The organism is Capnocytophaga sp. oral taxon 336 str. F0502, from assembly GCF_000411575.1.
GTDB lineage: Bacteria > Bacteroidota > Bacteroidia > Flavobacteriales > Flavobacteriaceae > Capnocytophaga > Capnocytophaga ochracea.
Genome location: NZ_KE150488.1, coordinates 740,830 through 759,476 on the forward strand (window position 1 = coordinate 740,830; position 18,647 = coordinate 759,476).

General features: G+C 37.8%; 21 protein-coding genes. All 21 read left to right on the top strand.

Features of this window, described 5'->3' with window-relative positions; translation table 11 throughout:
* Positions 1-710: 710 nt before the first annotated feature.
* Genes HMPREF1528_RS03300 through HMPREF1528_RS03400 form a run of 21 tightly spaced genes read left to right on the top strand, consistent with a single transcriptional unit; the run spans position 711 to position 18,644 of the window.
* Positions 711-1,091 (top strand): hypothetical protein, encoded by a 381-nt coding sequence (locus HMPREF1528_RS03300; RefSeq protein ID WP_016478621.1) that lies wholly within the window; start codon positions 711-713, stop codon positions 1,089-1,091.
* Positions 1,072-2,571, top strand: coding sequence for a relaxase/mobilization nuclease domain-containing protein (locus tag HMPREF1528_RS03305; protein ID WP_016478622.1), 1,500 nt, complete (start codon positions 1,072-1,074; stop codon positions 2,569-2,571). The genes HMPREF1528_RS03300 and HMPREF1528_RS03305 overlap by 20 nt, the downstream gene beginning before the upstream one ends.
* A 1-nt stretch (position 2,572) precedes the next feature.
* Positions 2,573-3,211: a ParA family protein gene (locus HMPREF1528_RS03310; RefSeq protein ID WP_002678284.1), complete on the top strand. Its 639-nt coding sequence runs from the start codon at positions 2,573-2,575 to the stop codon at positions 3,209-3,211.
* Complete coding sequence (locus tag HMPREF1528_RS03315; protein ID WP_016478623.1) at positions 3,198-3,482, top strand: hypothetical protein; 285 nt, start codon at positions 3,198-3,200, stop codon at positions 3,480-3,482. Before HMPREF1528_RS03310 ends, HMPREF1528_RS03315 begins: the two co-directional genes overlap by 14 nt.
* Before the next feature lie 11 nt (positions 3,483-3,493).
* Positions 3,494-4,030 carry a hypothetical protein gene (locus HMPREF1528_RS03320; protein ID WP_016478624.1) on the top strand — a complete coding sequence of 179 codons (537 nt, stop codon included), beginning with the start codon at positions 3,494-3,496 and terminating at the stop codon, positions 4,028-4,030.
* Positions 4,031-4,056: 26 nt separating this feature from the next.
* A complete protein-coding gene (locus HMPREF1528_RS03325; protein ID WP_016478625.1) occupies positions 4,057-4,380 on the top strand; it encodes a DUF4134 family protein in 324 nt (107 codons plus the stop codon).
* A gap of 14 nt (positions 4,381-4,394) precedes the next feature.
* The gene (locus HMPREF1528_RS03330; protein WP_009419756.1) at positions 4,395-4,703 is read left to right on the top strand and encodes a DUF4133 domain-containing protein; all 309 of its coding nucleotides are present in this window, start codon (positions 4,395-4,397) and stop codon (positions 4,701-4,703) included.
* A gap of 2 nt (positions 4,704-4,705) precedes the next feature.
* Positions 4,706-5,146, top strand: coding sequence for a DUF3127 domain-containing protein (locus HMPREF1528_RS03335; RefSeq protein ID WP_016478626.1), 441 nt, complete (start codon positions 4,706-4,708; stop codon positions 5,144-5,146).
* A gap of 18 nt (positions 5,147-5,164) precedes the next feature.
* The gene (locus HMPREF1528_RS03340) at positions 5,165-8,197 is read left to right on the top strand and encodes a TraG family conjugative transposon ATPase (RefSeq protein ID WP_016478627.1); all 3,033 of its coding nucleotides are present in this window, start codon (positions 5,165-5,167) and stop codon (positions 8,195-8,197) included.
* On the top strand, positions 8,178-8,843 hold the full coding sequence (locus HMPREF1528_RS03345; RefSeq protein WP_016478628.1) for a hypothetical protein: 666 nt from the start codon (positions 8,178-8,180) through the stop codon (positions 8,841-8,843). The genes HMPREF1528_RS03340 and HMPREF1528_RS03345 overlap by 20 nt, the downstream gene beginning before the upstream one ends.
* Positions 8,843-9,544 (top strand): hypothetical protein, encoded by a 702-nt coding sequence (locus HMPREF1528_RS03350; RefSeq protein WP_016478629.1) that lies wholly within the window; start codon positions 8,843-8,845, stop codon positions 9,542-9,544. Before HMPREF1528_RS03345 ends, HMPREF1528_RS03350 begins: the two co-directional genes overlap by 1 nt.
* On the top strand, positions 9,541-10,221 hold the full coding sequence (locus HMPREF1528_RS03355) for a hypothetical protein (RefSeq protein WP_016478630.1): 681 nt from the start codon (positions 9,541-9,543) through the stop codon (positions 10,219-10,221). The genes HMPREF1528_RS03350 and HMPREF1528_RS03355 overlap by 4 nt, the downstream gene beginning before the upstream one ends.
* 32 nt (positions 10,222-10,253) lie before the next feature.
* Positions 10,254-11,096, top strand: coding sequence for a hypothetical protein (locus tag HMPREF1528_RS03360; RefSeq protein WP_016478631.1), 843 nt, complete (start codon positions 10,254-10,256; stop codon positions 11,094-11,096).
* Between the two features lie 4 nt (positions 11,097-11,100).
* The gene (locus tag HMPREF1528_RS03365; protein WP_016478632.1) at positions 11,101-12,432 is read left to right on the top strand and encodes a hypothetical protein; all 1,332 of its coding nucleotides are present in this window, start codon (positions 11,101-11,103) and stop codon (positions 12,430-12,432) included.
* 15 nt (positions 12,433-12,447) lie between these two features.
* A complete protein-coding gene (gene traK / locus HMPREF1528_RS03370; RefSeq protein WP_009419764.1) occupies positions 12,448-13,062 on the top strand; it encodes a conjugative transposon protein TraK in 615 nt (204 codons plus the stop codon).
* Between the two features lies 1 nt (position 13,063).
* Positions 13,064-13,501, top strand: coding sequence for a hypothetical protein (locus HMPREF1528_RS03375; protein WP_002678180.1), 438 nt, complete (start codon positions 13,064-13,066; stop codon positions 13,499-13,501).
* Positions 13,498-14,712: a conjugative transposon protein TraM gene (gene traM / locus HMPREF1528_RS03380; RefSeq protein ID WP_016478633.1), complete on the top strand. Its 1,215-nt coding sequence runs from the start codon at positions 13,498-13,500 to the stop codon at positions 14,710-14,712. Before HMPREF1528_RS03375 ends, traM begins: the two co-directional genes overlap by 4 nt.
* Positions 14,702-15,583, top strand: coding sequence for a conjugative transposon protein TraN (gene traN / locus HMPREF1528_RS03385; protein WP_016478634.1), 882 nt, complete (start codon positions 14,702-14,704; stop codon positions 15,581-15,583). Before traM ends, traN begins: the two co-directional genes overlap by 11 nt.
* A gap of 39 nt (positions 15,584-15,622) precedes the next feature.
* Entirely contained in the window at positions 15,623-17,617 is a 1,995-nt protein-coding gene (locus HMPREF1528_RS03390; RefSeq protein WP_198010000.1) for a type IV secretion system DNA-binding domain-containing protein, read from the top strand.
* Positions 17,618-17,629: 12 nt separating this feature from the next.
* Positions 17,630-18,436 (top strand): M23 family metallopeptidase, encoded by an 807-nt coding sequence (locus tag HMPREF1528_RS13130; protein WP_016478636.1) that lies wholly within the window; start codon positions 17,630-17,632, stop codon positions 18,434-18,436.
* A gap of 7 nt (positions 18,437-18,443) precedes the next feature.
* On the top strand, positions 18,444-18,644 hold the full coding sequence (locus tag HMPREF1528_RS03400; protein WP_002678111.1) for a hypothetical protein: 201 nt from the start codon (positions 18,444-18,446) through the stop codon (positions 18,642-18,644).
* The last annotated feature ends 3 nt before the right edge of the window (positions 18,645-18,647 follow it).

Consider the following 18,647-nt stretch of genomic DNA (forward strand, 5'->3'; position numbering starts at 1 on the left):
TTTCCAACAAGATAGGTTAAAATAATACCTACTTACCGACTTAGGTAGGATAAAATAAAACCCACTTTCCAACAAGGTAGATTAAAATAATACCTACTTATATTTTGTAAAATAATTGATTTACAGTTAAATATAGTATTTCTTCAAAGAATAAACAAATATACCTATATAATATATGTATGTAAATTAGAAAATATATAACGGACAGCTCATTTCTTCTTTTTCTGCAACTAAAATCTTCTAAATCTGTAATTCATTATTAATCAATTATATTCTTCAGTTTTGTATTCGGTCGCGGTTTTAGGGGCAAGATGTGTCTTTGTATATACACAGTTTTGAAAAAACCGGTATACAAAGACTCATCTTGCCTTTTAGCTTCTTTGAAAAATTTGCCTATCGTCTGCATTTTACAAAGAAGCTAAAAGGGTAGAAAAACTGCGGAACTTGTTTTTCTTTCTGCAACGAAAATAACAATCATACGTTTAAAATTCTTCAAAAATCTAGTATTTCACATACCAATAGAGTCTAATAGAGTTCAATAAACGCCAATACTATCTATTTACGTCTATTTATGTATAAAATAGTCTATTTTTCAAATTCTAATGTCCTTTTATGTTGTTTATAGTCTATCATAGTCTACACCCCCTCTTCACCTATTGCGCACCTAAAAAAACCTCTCTTACTTTGCCAAAAATTTAAACCTAAAGACGTTGGAAAAGAAAGCTCTTAACAAATCAAAATACCTTATTCTTAGAATTACTGAAAGTCAGAAAGAACGGTGGAAAAGGTTAAGTGCAGAAAGAAAAACTACCCTCACCGATTTGATAATATCAGCAGTGGAAGGTAATATGAATACACAAGAACGACGTGAGGTTTTAAAGTTCATTGAAAAGCAAGACAACATCTTTGCTAAGATTGAAAACAATATCAATCAGTTCGCTTATGTAGCCAACGCCAAGAAGGAGGTACACCGAGCAGAGCTCATTGCCTTTACTCAGCGTTTAGACGAGATTGTAAAGCTCAAGGCTGAACAAAACCAAATCTTCAGGCAGATATATAAACTCATTGCGAATGATAGTAAAAATTCTTAGTTCAGCAAGCAGGGACTTTCACGGAGTAAAGTACAACGACAAGAAAGTACATAACGAGAAGGGCGAGTTAATGCTGATGAAAAACTTTCCTTCATTTATCAATGAGAGCAGCTCTCAAGAGGAGGTAAGAAATTACTTTAAAGCCATCTCAGCAAGTGAACGCACCCGAAAACCACAATTTCACGCTGTAATATCCACAAAGTACCAAGAACACAGTAAGGAACAGCTCACTGAGATAGCCAATAATTTTATGCAAGAGATGGGCTATGGGCAGCAACCTTATCTTGTAGTCTTTCACAAGGACACCGAAAACAACCACGTGCATATTGTTTCTACCCGTGTAGATAAAAACACAGGCAAGAAGATAAACGACAGCTTCGAGCGACTTAAATCCCAACAAGCCTTAGCAAAGGCAATGGAAAAGGTATTAGGCACAAATCATCAAGCTACTATAGAGAAGCTTTTGCAATATAGGTTTAGCAACCTTCAGCAGTTAGAAATGCTACTCACACGTAATGGTTTTAAACTAGTTCAAAGTGATGACACCCCTAATCAGTTGGATATATTGCACAATGGCGTTGTTCAGAAAACACTTTTCAGTGATAAACTCCATTACCAAGAGAAGCAAAAAGGCGATAAGCGCATTAAGCAAATCAAAGCCTTTATAGATAAATACAAGGACTTGTACAGCAATAAAGTTTTTAAGGTGATAGATGATAGAGTTCAACAGGGACTATACGAACGAAACATTCTACCGCAAGAGCCTATTCCGCCACAGATAGAATATGTGAGCGAGTTACAAGAAAAACTGCGCCAAATCTTTGGGATAGACATCGTTTTTCACTTTAAAGACGATAAACAGCCTTTTGGTTATACGCTTATTGACAATAAAAACCAACAAATATATAAAGGCAGTGAGATAGCTAAGATGAAAGACATCTTTGACTTTACGGAAGATAGTATCGACAAAAAAGAGTTTGAACGCCTAAAGGACTACAATCTGAGAAGCGATAAAGAAAAGCAAATCCTTATACAGTACTTGCTCAAAGAAGGAGTAGAACTTAAAGATTTTATGTTGTTTGAAAACAAACGCTTTAAAAGCAAAGAGAGCAATCCTGATTTTCAGCAGCTCAAAGAAGATGTAAGACAACATATTCATAATGCACAGAATGATGATTTTGTCATTTTAGAGCAAGACGATAATGGAGCGTATTACGCTATACACGAGCGTTATCACCAAATACACAAGCTATCCTTTCTTTTAGATAAAGAGGAATACCAAGCATTTATCGTAGGAACATCCATACACAATACCTCTGAGATGAGAAGCCAAACTGACCTCAAACACAGCCCAAGCGGAAAAATCTCAGAGGTTTTAAACGATGTAGCAGACATCTTTAAAGTTTTGGGTAAAAGTACTTATGCTCCACGCGATATCACAGAAGACGAACTAAAGAAACGACGTAAAAAACGAAAATAAAATGGTTATAACATTTGCTACCCAAAAAGGAGGGGTAGGCAAGACTACCTTAGCGGTTGCTTTTGCTAACTACCTCACCTTAGTAAAGGAGAAAAAAGTAAAAGCTTTTGACTTTGACTTTCAGAAATCTTTCCATCAAAAATGGGAAGAAGATAAAATGCTTTCTATCCCCCAGCTCTATGAGGTAGAGGTGATAGGCGACGACAACCAAGAGAGTCTTTTAGATTTTCAGACCCTAATGGATATGAAAAAAGAAGAGACAGTATACCTCTTTGACTTAGCAGGAACGTTAGACGAGCGTTATATTGATTTGCTCATATACAGCGACTTTATCATCATTCCTTTTGAGTATTCTGATGTATCGGTAAAATCTACAATGGTATTTATCAATCTATTGGGAATGATAGAAAGCCAAGCTAATAGGGTATTTGTGCGTTCTAAGTACGACAAAGGGTATTTTTACCGCAATCAGCAAGCAATGGACGAGGAGATTGGCAAGTATGGTAGATTATTACCTACGCCTATCTACAAGCGCAATGACCTACAGAGCATTAACACTCGTCTCCTTTCGTATGGACAAAAGAATGCTGTTAAACAAACGTTTGAAGAATTAACCCAATACATCAATGAAACCATCTAAACTGCCTTTTAACATACAATTGGAGCGGAAATACAACGAAATAAACACGGAGGACTTCCTCAGAGACTGGATAGAAAACGAGGAAAATAGGCGTGATAGAACCATTAGTATGAGCAATGATTTACACATCGAATTGATAAAGTTTGGCACTTTTGAAGTAGACCTCAATGAAATCATTGATATAGGTTTGCGCTATGCCCTTAGCAAACGAGAGTTTAGGGGTATGATAGCACAACTGATAGCCTATAAAAGTAGTTACTTAACCCATTAATTAATACACTAATGACAATATTTTTTCAAATAGTAATTATTGTTTACATCCTTTATTATGCAGGGAATATCCTATACGACTTGTACTTCAAAAAAGAAAAACTCCCTATAGAGGAGGAAGACAAACAAGAGTTTTCTCTATCGGGGATAGGACAAGAAATGAAAGTCACTAATATAGACTTTAGCGATGTAGAAGAGATGGCTACTAGCAGTAGTACAGAAATAGATGAGAATGATTTATTTCCTTCTACCCCTAACGAGACAGCCACAGCTCCTGACGAAGTGTTGAAAGCGATGATGAGAAAACACCAAGAGGAAGAACAACTCAACACTAACGAGGCTGATAATACTGACACCCATACAACTCCAGAAAATACTGGAGGCGAAAGTACAGAGCTTACCAAAGAACAGAAGCAAGCGTATTTAAAAGCTAATAGAGAGCGATTTAAAGACATTTTGAATATGGCAGAGACCAGTGTACAAGTCGTGGTTAGTGGAGAGGGAGACGATGGTATTAAGGTATACAAAGCCTCTGTACAACCTAAATAAAAAACTCTAATTTTAATTTTTTCTATATGTTAAACATTCGAAAATCTGTAACAAGAAAGCAACTACTACTCTTGTTACTTTTAGGAATCTGTGTCACGACTCCTATGCTTGCACAAGGTGCAGGTGCTATTACAGATGCCGCCAATAGTATTAAGACCTATTGGGGGCCTTTGAAAACGCTCATTATGATGATTGGAGGTATTGTAGGTCTCATTGGAGGGTTACGTATCTACAATAAGTGGACAAATGGTGATCAAGACATCAACAAGGAAATCCTCGGATGGGGAGGTGCTTGTTTGTTCCTCATCTTAGTACCTATTTTCGTAGGAGCATTCTTTGGTCTCAACTAAAAAAGCATCAACCTATGGGCTTCTATCTGTACAAGGGGCTTAAAAAACCCCTTGTCTTTTTCGGACTCAAAGATAAGTATATCTATTACGCTTTAGGCTCAGCCTTAGGAGGACTTATCTGTTTGGCTTCTTTACCTTCTTTCATTGGCTTTTTTGGAGCTCTTATAGGAGCAGGGATAGGCATTGGAGGAGTATGGTACACCTTTCACAATCAGAAGACGAAAGGTCTATATAACAAGATGAGAAACAATGATGAAATACACATCTTTCCTAAAAGATTTAGAAAATCATCACAAAAGAAACAACAAATTAAATCATTATAACTATGGAAATACAAGGACGTATTAAAGAAATTTTTTCCTTGGAGACAGTAGGTAACAATGGCTTCCAAAAAAGAGATTTAGTTATCACTACAGAAGAGCAATATCCTAATGATATTGTCATTCAGTTCACACAAGGGCGTTGTGCACTTTTAGACAATTTGCAAAAAGGACAGTTAGTAAAAGTACATTATAACCTTAGAGGGCGTGAATGGGTATCTCCTCAAGGAGAGGTAAAGTATTTCAACACAGTAGAAGGTTGGAAAATAGACCTTATACAAATGCAACAAGTGTCATATAACCCAAGTCAAGGACAATTCGTTCCTGCACAAACGCAAGCACAGACAACGCCATCTCCAATGAATCAACAAGCACAGCAGGGAGAGTTTTTTAACGCTTTTGGACAAGCGCCTGAAAATCAATCAGATGATAACGTTCCTTTTTAACAAGAAAAGAATATCAAAATGAAGACAAAGGCTTTTGAATTTCCTTTTATAGGGTACGACTATGGCAGTGAACACGGTTGGAAGTACGATGTGCTCATTGGGCAGTATGGCAATCCTGTGATAGGCATTCGTATTAAAAATATAGTAGAACAATACTCCGCCGACCCTGAACGTTACGAGCAGTTTCACACTATTCTCAATCAAGTAATTGCTATTGTAGGAGAAGGACACATCGTGCAGAAAGTAGATATTTTTGCCAAAAAGCGATATGTATCTGAAAAAGAAAATACCTATTTGCAACAGAAATACTCTGACCATTTCAACGGACGCATTTATAAGACCATAGACACTTTACTACTTTTCACTGATTTATTGGATAAGAAGAAAAGCAAATATAAATTTTCAGAAAGGGCTTACAAGGAGCTACGAGACAAGTGCGAAAAGGTCTATATGCTGTTAGAGCAAAGTGAATGTGACCCCGATTGGTTATTTGAGAAAGATTTTGAGTATTACATCGGAGGTACTCTCACAATGCAGTTTGCTGAAGTACCCGTGTTTGACAATATCAAATCTACCAATGAGTATTTGCGCATAGGCAGCTCATTTGTCAAAACAGTCTCTTTCGTGGATGTAGAAAACATAGAATTGCCTAATGAAATAGAAACCTATTCACGCTTAGGCGGTAGCAGTACAGTAGCCGATTTAGCAGTAGATAATTTTTCTTTTCTCAACGAGTTAGAAGAATATCAAACAATTGTCTACAACCAAGTGATCGCTATTCCTCCCCAAGTATCACGCCAACGAGAGTTAGAAAAGAAAATGAAAAAACACGATGGAGTAGCTAAAAACGCCCCTTCCAATGCTATAGTAGCCCAAGAAATTCAGGAGCTTTTGCACGATATAGCTGTCAATGGGCAGCTTATAGTAGACGCTCACTTTTCGTTAGTTTTTGCTTGTGAGACCTTGGAAAAAATGGAGAAAACACAATCTACTATTGAGAACAAACTCTTTACCAAGGGAATCATCATCTCTAAGAATGCTTACAACCAAATGGAGTTATTTCGGTCAGCTATTATAGGCAATGCGGTAGAGTTGCAGGACTACGATTTGTTTACTACAACGAGCGAAGCAGGCTTGTGTTTTTTTTTTAAAGAGAGCTACCCCATAAGTGAAAAATCTAATTTTTACTTGCGTTTTGCTGATAGACAAGGAGTACCATTAAAGGTAGACACTTCAGATTTACCTTACCAAACAGGACGGATCAACAATCGCAACAAGTTTGTTTTAGGACCTTCGGGAAGTGGTAAATCGTTCTTGATGAACAATATTGTAGAGCAATATCTCACCTACAATTACGATGTGGTAATCGTGGATACGGGTGATTCTTATTCAGGTACTTGTTCCTATAAAGGAGGGCGTTACGTACAATATACAGAAGAAAAGCCTATTACAATGAATCCGTTTGCGGTAGGTAAAGAAGAGTTTAACATTGAAAAAACTGAATTCCTCACCAATCTCATTTTCTTAATATGGCAAGGAGCTGATGCAACAATGTCCCCCGCTCAGAAATCCATTATAGATAATGCCCTCCTTGCCTATTATCACCAACATTTTGAGGGTGACACCCAGTGGTATAAAGCCAAAACAAATGAGGAGTTATTGCTCTATCTCAATAAGTTCAACATCTATGAAGAAGATTTAGACAACAACGAGGAAGAGACTTTCTATGATATACTGGGACTGCCTTTAGATGCGAGTACTGAAGAGATAAAGGACAGAGGACGTAAACTTTTAAAGGAATACCACCCCGATAAACGCAAGGAAGAATATAACGCCAATACGGCAGATATGTTTTATAAGATATACGAAGCTTACGAAACTCTTTCTGATGAAAAAAGGCGTAAAGCCTATAATAAAAGTGCGGCACTCATTGCTGTAAAACGAGAAATAATCCCCTTAGATGATGAAGATTTAGAGACTGATAGACAAAGACAAGCAATTGTAAAACGAGTTAAAAAGGTAGCAGAAGAATTTAAAGTACAAGAGTTGTCGTTCAATACCTTCTATGACTTTTGCGAAAAGTTCCTACCCGTATATATGAACAACAAACATCACCGCATTACGGAACAAGAGTTTAACCTGCGTACTTTTCTCTTCGTGCTCAAAGATTTTTATAGAGGTGGACGCTATGGTACCACACTCAATGAAAATGCCGATAGTTCTTTGTTTTACGAGCCTTTCATTGTCTTTGAGATAGATAACGTGAAAGACAATCCAAAGCTGTTTCCCATAGTAACGCTTATTATTATGGATACGTTCATTCAAAAAATGCGTTTGCGTAGTGATAGGCGTAAAGCTCTCATTATTGAGGAAGCGTGGAAAGCCATTGCCTCTAAACTAATGGGAGGTTATATACTCTATCTGTACAAAACAGTGCGCAAGTTTTGGGGTGAAGCAGTAGTAGTTACCCAAGAGTTAGATGATATCATTGGTAATACGGTAGTGAAGGACTCAATCATCAATAATTCTGATACGTTCATACTACTTGACCAAACCAAGTTTAAGGACAATTTCGACCGTATAGCAGCTTTATTGTCGCTCAACAAAGTAGAGCAAAACAAAATCTTTACGATTAATAACCTAAACAACAAAACAGGTAGAGGGCGTTTTAAAGAGTTTTATCTAAAGCGAGGGGCTAAAGGAGAGGTATATGGTAACGAAGTATCTATGGAACAATATCTTACCTATACTACTGAAAAGCCTGAAAAATCAGCTATTCTGTACTATGTAAAAGCATTAGGCAATTACGACAAAGCCTTAGACGCTTTTGTGGCCGATGTAAAAAAGTACAAAGAAAAGACAGATGCCATATTTGCCTTGGTAAACCTCTATAAAAAGCCTTTAGATGAAAAAGTAGTAGCTTTCTTTAAGGAGTTCAAGAAGGAGCACCCTAAAGATACCTTAAAGAAATTCGACCAATATGTAAAAGACCGAGAGTTACCCTTATCTGAACTTATAAACACACAACAATATGAAAAACAAGCTATTTAAATTATTACTTACCACAATGCTGTTACCTGCGAAAGGAGAGGCACAAACCATTTATTTTGATCCAGCTGTTACAGGCTCAATGGCAGGTTATGCTATTTCGCTTAAAAATGGTCAGAACAAAATTGCCGATGAGCAAACCAAATTGCAAAAAGCGCAAACCTTTATAAGTGGTCAAATGGCATTGGTCAATCAGGTACAAGAAAAAGTATATAAAGGACTTACAGAAGTCTCTACTACCATTACCAACGGAATGCAACTCAAAAATATATGGGAGCAACTCAAGCAATGCCAAGAGTATTCTTCTAATGTACTCACCCTTGCTAAGAAACATCCTCAGTATGCTGTCTTTGGAGTAAAAGCAAGTGAAAAGGCTTACGAGGAAATACTCAAGCTCACGGCAGAGATTAACAGCGTGATTGATAGTAAGGGTAAAAACCTAATGACCGCTGGTGACCGTTATAGGTTATTAGATTCTATAGAGAGCAAAATACGTTCCTTTAAACTATGGCTTTTAACCATTCAAATAGGAATGGAAAACGCTCAGCGTATTGGCTTTTGGAGGGCTATCAGTCCTTTCGACCAATATATCAATACCGATAAGGATATAGTAGAAAACATAATGCGAAAATTCAAACACACTTTCTAATGAAAAAGGTTATTTATCTCATCGGAGTATGTACTCTAGGTTTTTGGCTCAGCTCTTCAGGAGGGCGAAGTAGAGCTCCTTTGGAAAAAGAATCGTTATCCCCCGTAATGATTAACAACGAGGTAGAGCGGTCAGTAGATGAAAACGAGCGACAAAAAACGCTGAACAACAAACAAACGCTCAATACTACTACTGAAGCACTTAATAGAAGTCAATGGGAGAAGTATAAGGAAACGGGTCGAAAGATACAAGACCGCTTGCGGATAGTAGATTTTACCCTACAAGCAATTCCTACGGGTTATGTAATAAGTGAACGTGCTAAAGAAATAAAACAGGTACAACAGAAGATTTACAGAGAAATGCGCAATGCACCTGATGTTTTTAGAGAAGCTTTCCCTATTATCCTGCCCAAGCAAATCAATTTTATAGACGATTTGCAAATGGTTACCCGATTTTTAGTAGGTATAGTGCTCTCTTATGGAGCCATCAATCAAATGGAGCGTGCTGAACGCCAAATATTACTTGACTATGCTCTCAGTGAAGTTGATAGACTCTACAATGATTCTTATGCTACTCTCACAGTCATTCGTGAGACAAGTTATGCTATACAGCGCAGAAGAAGCTTATTTCAGTACTATATAGACCGAGATAAGGAGTTAGCACAAGATATTTTAAAAAATGTTAAAAGCCTTGGCATATGAAACAACTTATCCAACTATCTGTATTGCTTTTCTTTTCTGCAGTGACTACACTGCAAGCCCAAAGCTACTATGAGACGGTGATCAATAGTTCTTTATTGGCGCATATCACTGCCAATCACGTAACAAGGGAAGCGAGTTTAGCGAACTTTAATAGTATTTTTAAAAAACAGAAAGAATTCTATGAAGAGTCTAATAAAAAAATAGTACAAGTAGTAGCTATCCACGAGAAAATTTACCAAAATCTGTACAATATCAATTCTTTGTTCAAACAGAGCAAGCAAATCAAATATATAAAAGATTATGTTTTTAGTATTATAGGGAATCTTAAAAAGATGAACAAATTAGCAGTAGAAAACCCTCAATATAGTTTTTGGCTCAAAAAAGAAACAGACCAAGTGTATTCTAAAGTATTGTCAATTATTGAAGAGCGGAAAGCTTTCTTAACAGAAGATAGAAAACGATTGATGGACTCAGCCGATAGAGATGCACTTCTTGACCGTATATATATGAAGTTACGTTTGCTCAATGTTTCTATTTTAAACGTTATCAATATCATAGAGTTTAATAAGAGCCGTGCTTATATCTATTCTATACCTGTATTCAACAACTTTGTAGAACACGACAAACAACTTGTTGAAGAGATTATGCAAAAGTACAGACGTTATAAACATTATTAATGCAATGAAACAAACTATTCTTTATTAATGCAATGAAACAAACTATTCTTTATGTGTGTCTATTAGCCTCTATGGTGGTCTCTGCTCAGTATAAAATTACCAAAGTAAAAGATGAAGCCCTCAATGCACAAGAAAAACGGCAGGTATTTCAACAGTGGGGAGATTTTAAGCCCGAAGCAGAGTATTATACAATATTTGGGACGAAGGTTGGTCCTCAATTGAGCAAGAACCATTCAATGGTATGGGGATGGCTTTCTTACAACGGGCGCAAGTATAATCACCGTTATATGGACGGTGAGGATATCCGTCCGCTCAGTGCTACAGGTTTAGAGACACAACGGCAACTCAAAGCTATGGTAATGCAAAGAGAAGCTGAAACCATCAAAAAGCACGTAGATAGTATCTATAAACGCAGTCTCAGTGATATGGCACATTGGACATCCTTAACCGTCAATGCCGACCCACTATTCTTGTTGTACTATAAAAGAATGCTCACCCCTCTTAAAAATTTTCCTGACAGACCTGAGACTTATTCACAATGGGGTTTTAAAGATGAAAAAGCGTTTGAGAATGCTAAACGCACAGGACAATTACAGCCTTTGCAAGAGAAGTTAGACATCATCAAAGGAATTTACGAAAAGGCAACTACATTGGATATGCCACGAGGCAAGCGATTTTTAATGTATCACAAAGCACTGATAGGCTGGAGAGAATTTAAACGTATGCTACAGAACACGGGGAACATCAATCAGTGGTTTTTAGAAACGGAACGACTCCTCAATGATTCTTATAAAGCTACCGATGAAATAGCTCCTTATGTTGAAGATGTACAAATAATGGAAAGTATAATGCGACAATACAAACATAAATTCTAAGTATATGAACTTAAAGAAAATTACAATCATTATAGCAAGTTTGCTCTTTATATTGGCAACTCCTGCTTCTTTAGCACAACCCAGACCTCCTTATTCAGGGGCGGGCTCATCTATAATAGGCCCGCCACCACCTAGTATGGAGCAAGGAGATAAAACCGTAAAGTTTATGAAAGGTAGTGGTGACTTTGAAGAGTGGTTTATGGAAGCCTTTACGCACTTGGATACTTTTATAGAAAGTTACGCCTACCAAGCCTCTATACTGGGAAAAGCTATCGGAGCACTCGGAATGCTTATTTACTTTTCAATCATAGGTTTTAGAATGCAAAGCGGAAGTGCCGAATGGGACGTAGAGCCAATGATTAAACCCGTTATCATAGGACTTATACTCATCTACTGGGTACCTTTCACCCAAATGGTACAATATCCTTTTCTAAGACTTGCTGAAATGCCCAAGGGAGTTTTCCAAGAGATAGAGAAGACAACCAATAATCTTCGGACAACTCGCTATACCAAACAAATGCAAGTATTAGATGCTACTATCAAAGAAAGAGCAGCTCTTATGGCTAAAAGGCAGGACTTTTGGACAAAAGTAGGCAATGGTGATGTAGGAGAAGCTTTTGGCGACCAATGGGATAAACTTACAGCTCCTATTGAAGATGGATTGGAGAGACTCAATTACAAAATGCAAAAAATCATAGGAGAAGCTATTGAGTTAGTATGTTTAATGATTTTAAGAGTGGGGGTCTATCTCATCTTCTTTATACAAAAGGTATGGTCGTATATACTGATAATTTTAGGGCCTATAGCCGTCGGAATGTCGCTCATACCAGGTTTTGAAAGTTCGCTGACGAATTGGATCTCTAAGTTTATCAATATCAATCTATACACTTTTATAGCCTATACGATTATCAATATAGGGCAACAGATTATAATGGCAGGCTACACTATGGATATTACACGTCTTTCAACGATAGTCGATGCCAATGGTAATGTAATCAATCAAGGACTTCTAATGGCATATACCACCTATAGTGGAATGATGAACTCTGTGATTTTCCCTTGTGTAGGCTATGTAATAACTGGATTAGCCGTACTAATGACACCTACTATTGCCGATTCAGTAGTTTCAGCTGGAGGAGCTAGCATAATGACCAAAGCCAAAGGAGCCGCAAGCAAAGCAGCTAGTGTAGTTTCAGCAGGTGGTAAGGCTGTAGGAGGTACTGTAAACGCGGGACGTTCCTTAGCAAATAGCGTGAAAAACTCAGTGGCAAATAGCACTTTTGATGCTGTTAGCAAGAATATCAACAGAATGCCTGACGTACCTAAATCTAGATAACAAATTCAATTCACAATGATAGTAAAAAACATAGAAAAACGTATCAAAATCAACAAAACAATGGCTATAGCTACCGTGATATTTGCTATTGTTATCGTGATCGTAGGGTTTAGCTATTCCTACAAAATTGTACAGGACTCTCGAAAATCTATCTATATCTTAGACAACGGAGTACCTGTGCTGGTCAAACAAACTGATGAGCTCCTAAATCGCCCCGTAGAGTACAAGGCACAAGTGGAACTTTTCCACCGCTTATTTTTCACCTTAGCTCCTGATGATGAGTATATCAATAAGAATATTGATAAAGCACTCTACCTTATGGATGATTCAGCCAAAAAAGAGCGAAGTAACTTAACCGAAAAAGGTTGGTATAACCAAATTATCTCCTCTAATGCAACTGTGTCTATACAAACAGACTCTATCAATATTGATTTGAACAGCAAAAGGTTTATGTACTATGGTACACAGATGATTAATAGAAAGACGAGCCTTATCATACGAAAGCTCATTACACAAGGTACTTTTAGGGATATACCCAGAACGCCTAACAATGCACACGGAGTGCTTTTAGAAAACTGGAATATCTTAGATAATACAGAACTATCTGTCAAACAAAAATACAGCTATTAGAATGGAAAAAGAAGTAGAACAAAACACCTCAATAGAGCCTCAAACAGAGGAACAAGAACAGCAACCTAATAAAAAGCTCAAAGAAAGACTTAAAGAGAGATTTAAAGAAACCTCAGTAGGTAAATGGTTGTATGCCAATCCTAAAAAGTTTTATTTCTATGCGATGACTTTCTTAGTGCTGTCGTTTATAGGAAGTACTATTTGGGATATACGTTTGTCTCAGCAAGCTAACAATGGTATGATACCAATGCTTTATGAGCAAAGTAGCAAAATCATCAGGCAAAACGAGAACAGACAAGAGCAAATGCAAAACATTACTGAGGAACTAAAGGGATATAAAGCTAAACGCGAATTAGGAGAGCTCACCCCTTCTGATAGCCTTAGAATTGAGTTTTTATACCAGCAGTATCAAACCCTACAAAACCAAAGTCAGCAATGAAAAAAATCAACTTTAAGCAACCCAAGTATATCTTTCCTCTCATTGCTTTACCTTTTGTGTGCTTCATAGGCTATCAAGTAATAGACCTATTTGGCAAAGACGATAAAAAAGAGCAAGCACAGAAAGACCTGAGTACCTCTTTAGGGAAAGTGGAAACGCCCATAATGAACAAAAACGACGCTTACGACAAGATGTTTGAGAATACGAACGACAGTCGTTCTATGATTCAAGATTTTGAGAAGGAAAGTGATAGCCTTTACAACTACTCCGACAATTTAAATGATGCTCAAAAGCGTTATTTGGATTCTTTGGAATATGAGCGCAAGCGCAATGCTAATAGCAAGGTTACAAAGATAGGAGATAACACCTATTACCGCCCCAACAATAGTGCTTTTTCTCAATCCTCATCGCAATCGCAAGACGATAAAGATTATGAACGTTCTAAAGAGATGATTCGTATGCTTAATGAGTCGCAACAGCCTACAGCGAGTAGCAAGCAAGAAAAAGAGGAGAAAGAGTACAACCCTGTAAAAGGCTTACGAGAGCAGATGTTATTCTTAGACTCATTGGAGAAATCTAAAGACCCTGAAGCAATAAGGCAGAAAGCAGCTTCAGAGCGTTTAAAAGCCAATAAAGAAAAACGCGAAGCCTTTCTCAATCGCAGTTTAGAGGTTACCAAAGCAAATAACTTAGGGAATTTTAATCATATCTCTAAAGAGAAAGAGGGTAACAACATCAAAGCGGTAATAGATGAAAACATCAAAGGCTATTTAGGAAGTCGCATTCGTATACGTCTTTTAGAAGATATCTTCATAGGTAAAAAGCAGAAGAGGTTGGTGAGAAAAGGTAGCTTCCTATATGCTGAGATTGCAGGATTTTCACAACAGCGCGTTTACCTGAGTATCGTATCAGTAATGACCAATAATGAGATTTACCCTATCAATCTTTCCATTTACGATATGGACGGGCTCAAAGGGCTATACGTGCCTGCGAGTGCCTTTAGAGAAATGATTCGAGAGTTAGGGGCGAGCTCCGTACAAGGGGTGAATGTAGAAACAGGTCAAGGTTTCTTTACCAGCCTTGCCTCTAATCTATTCCGATCTACCTCCGAAGCTGTATCAGCTATCATTCGCAAGAATAAAGTAAAACTCAAGTACAACTCTTACATCTATTTAATTAACGAACAAGATTTAAACAAAAATGAAGAATAATATCATTACAAAACTCTCTATAGCGTTATTTGCCATTCTTGGGGGCAGACAAGCACAAGCACAAACCCTTGTCAATCAAATTAATGTAGATAACCTCCCCATTATCTTTATGGGTAAAGAGGTAAATATTCACATCATCGCCCCCGAACCTATTCAGTTTGTAGACCTCTCTACAAATTACCTTATAGGCGATTTGCCTTCCGAAAATATTGCCCGCATTAAAGTAGAACAAAGCGGAGACGAATTAATGGAGAATGCAACCCCAAAAAAGGAATTGCGTTCAGGAATGGACATCGGTATTATCACAGTAGTAGGGCAATCGTTTTTAGCGCAATACCGCGCCATTTACCAAGAGCAAGAGCACAATTGGTTAGCCTCTAATATTCATATCAAAGCCGAAGATATGCAACCATTAGAATATCCTAAACTCAAATACTCTAATTACGAGCTCAAACGCTTTGCCTTGGATATTCAAGCAAAGAAAATCAAGAAGCCTATTCGCAAGAAAAAGAATCTGAAACTCAAAATGCTACTGAACAATGTTTATGTGATAGATGATTACATCTTCTTAGACATCAGTATCGAAAACCTTACTAACCTACCTTGCAATATCGACGCTATGAAGTTCAGTATCGAGGATAAAAAGATTTATAAAGCTACCAACAACCAGAGTATTTTGCTAACGCCTTTATATGCACTCAATAATCAAACTAAAATACGCAAGAACTATCGCAATATTTTTGTGTTTGAGAAATTTACCTTCCCCAATAGCAAAATACTAAAAATACGCCTTATCGAGGAGCAAATCTCAGGGCGTGTGATTGATATGAAAGTCAATTACTCCGATGTACTCCAAGCCGATACTTTCTAATACCTGATACCTATCCCCTATCCCCTGAAATCTATGAGTATGCAAGAACAACAAAACCAAATCAAAATATACGACTTCTTCCAAAAAATGGTCTATGGAGTCGTAACCTTGGATTGCCTAATTCTTTTCTTTCAAAATGCCGAGATACCTGTGCTATCTAATATCTTGCAAAGCTTTGCAAAGATGGGCGTATTCTTTCCTCCTATCAATGCCAAGCTGAGCACCCTTGTGCTAATTACCTTGGTAGCTATAGGCACACGAGCTAAAAAGAAACGCGACTTAGATGCAACCAAAGAAATCTTTTTGCCCATATCTGTGGGACTGATAATGATCATAAGCTCTTTAGCCCTTGTATGGGGAGCGGGCAATCCCAATTTACCTTATGTAGTGCCTTATCTCAATGGTTATCAATTAGGCTACCTCCTACTCTCTTATGCAGGGACGATGATCACTCAAAAAGGTGCTGATAGTATTTCTAAACTAATGCAAACTAAAATGGATAAAGACCGTTGGAATACCGAAGAGGAGAGTTTCGACCAAAATAGGGAACTTGTAGAAACTCCTACCTCTGTAAACATCCCTTACAAGTTCCGCTACAAAAAACAAACACACCAAGGCTGGATGAATATCGACCCCTTTCGTGGTTCAATGGTCATTGGAGTCCCTGGTTCGGGTAAATCCTTTGGGGTGATTAACCCCGCTATCCGTCAGTTAGTAGGCAAAGGCTTTTGCTTGTGTATCTACGACTTTAAGTTTCCAAGCTTAGGCGAAATTGCCTATTACCACCACTTGCTAAAAAAGAAAACCGACCCTAACTACAAGCACAAATTTCACGTGGTAAACCTCGATGAGGTAGAGTACTCTCGAAGAGTAAATCCCTTCAAAAAGGAGTATATCAACACCTTAGCACAAGCCCAAGAAATGGCTGAATCTATGGTAAGTGCCTTGCAAAAAGGTGGTAGCTCTGGCGGGGGTGGCTCTGAACAGTTCTTTACGCAGTCAGCGGTGAATTTTCTTGCCTCTACTATCTATTACTTTGCTACCTATGAGAATGGCAAATACTCTGACCTACCTCATATACTAGCCTTTATGAATCGCAGTTACGAAGAGATATTCGATACTCTCTTTACTAATGAAGAGTTAGTATCACTTATGTCACCTTTCAAATCAGCTTATGAGAACAAAGCCTTTGACCAGCTCGAAGGACAGATAGGTACTATAAAGATTTTCCTATCTCGCTTGGCAACCAAAGAAAGCTTTTGGGTATTTAGTGGCGACGAAGTGCAACTCAAAATATCTGACCCTGAAAATCCCTCTATCCTCATTCTCGCCTCCAATCCGCGCACACAGGACATCAATTCAGCTTTGTATTCAGCAGTGCTCAATAGAGTGATAAGTCAGATAAACGACAAAGGTAATCTCTACAGCGGACTTATCGCCGATGAGTTCCCTACTATCTATATTCACAAGATAGACAACCTCGTCGCTACTGCACGTAGTAACAAAGTAGCGGTAATGCTCGGTTTGCAGGAACAACCGCAATTGCGCCAATTCTACAAAAAAGAAGTAGCCGAAACCATTTCAGCTATTATGGGGAATATCCTCTCAGGAGCTGTGCGCGACAAGGGTACCCTTGATTGGCTTGAAAAACTCTTTGGTAAAATCAAACAAAAAAGCTACTCGGAATCTATCTCCAACCAAGGTACCAATATGACCATCAGCGAAAAGATGGATGTAATGATACCCGCGGGCAAGATTGCAGGACAACGCACAGGTGAAATGGTAGGTATGGTCGTACAAGGAGAAGACAATGCAACAGAAGAATTTAAAACATCGGCTATTTCAGGCAAAATCAACCTTGATATGAAAGCTATCAAACACGAGGAAGCCAATTACGTGAAAATGCCTACCTACTATTCATTCAAAGACAGCGCAGGTAACGACCGCAAAAACGAAATCCTTATGACCAATTTCCGTCGTATCAACAAAGAAGTTGAAATGATGATTAACGAAATCAGAGAAGCAGTAGCCTAATACTTATCGCCAATGCAACCCAATAAAAAATATATCAAAACAATAGCCCTATACCTTTTCTTTTCTGCAATAGGTAGCATCTATGCACAATTCAATACACTCACCCCAAAAGTAGCTCCCGAAAAAGAGTACCAAAAATTTAGAGTAGTAGAGAATAATGAGCTGATTAATAGCAATGTAAATGCAGAAAAAAAAGGCAGTGGCGTGTGGAAGCGATTGTTTCGCAGTGAGAAGGCAACCCTTCGCAAAGAGGTAGATTCGCTGAAGACACTTATCCATCAATCGCAACCTACCGCACCTAATATCCTCAAACAGGTGCAAAATTCTATCATCTTATCCCTTGCTAAAAAGGCAGTGACTGAATCACATACCAAACAGCAGGATAAACAACAACCTACTCCTACCAAAGAAGTCGTACGGCTCTCACTGCCTCTGAAGGGAGAATTGCACGTTACCTCTCATTTTGGAGAGCGTTTCCACCCCATTCTAAAGCAAGAGCGTATGCACAACGGCATTGATTTAAGGGCTAACTATCAACACATATACGCTGTTTTAGACGGCGTAATTAGCGGGGTAGGCTGGGATAGCAAAGGCGGAGGCGTATACATCAAAGTAAAACACAACACTTTTGAAACAACCTACTGTCATCTCTCCGAAGTCTATTACCAGCAAGGAGAATCTGTAAAAGCGGGATTTATCATAGGAAAAAGCGGCAACACTGGACTCTCTACCGCACCTCATTTGCATTTTTCAGTGAAACAGAATAATGAATATATCAACCCCGTAACATTTCTTAACAATTTAATATCTCTAAAATAACAAAACTATGAACGAAGAACAAAAAGAATATTTAGACAATCTTAAGCAAGAGGCGTTAGATGCCGTAAAAAATCTATTGGGATATCTAAAATCAATGCGCCCTAATGGTTTTATCTCTACAGAAGGAGAAATAGACGCAAGAGATGTATATGTAGATATAATGTATCATTTACGTGATTTTATCTACAAAAGAAACTCTATAAAATAATTG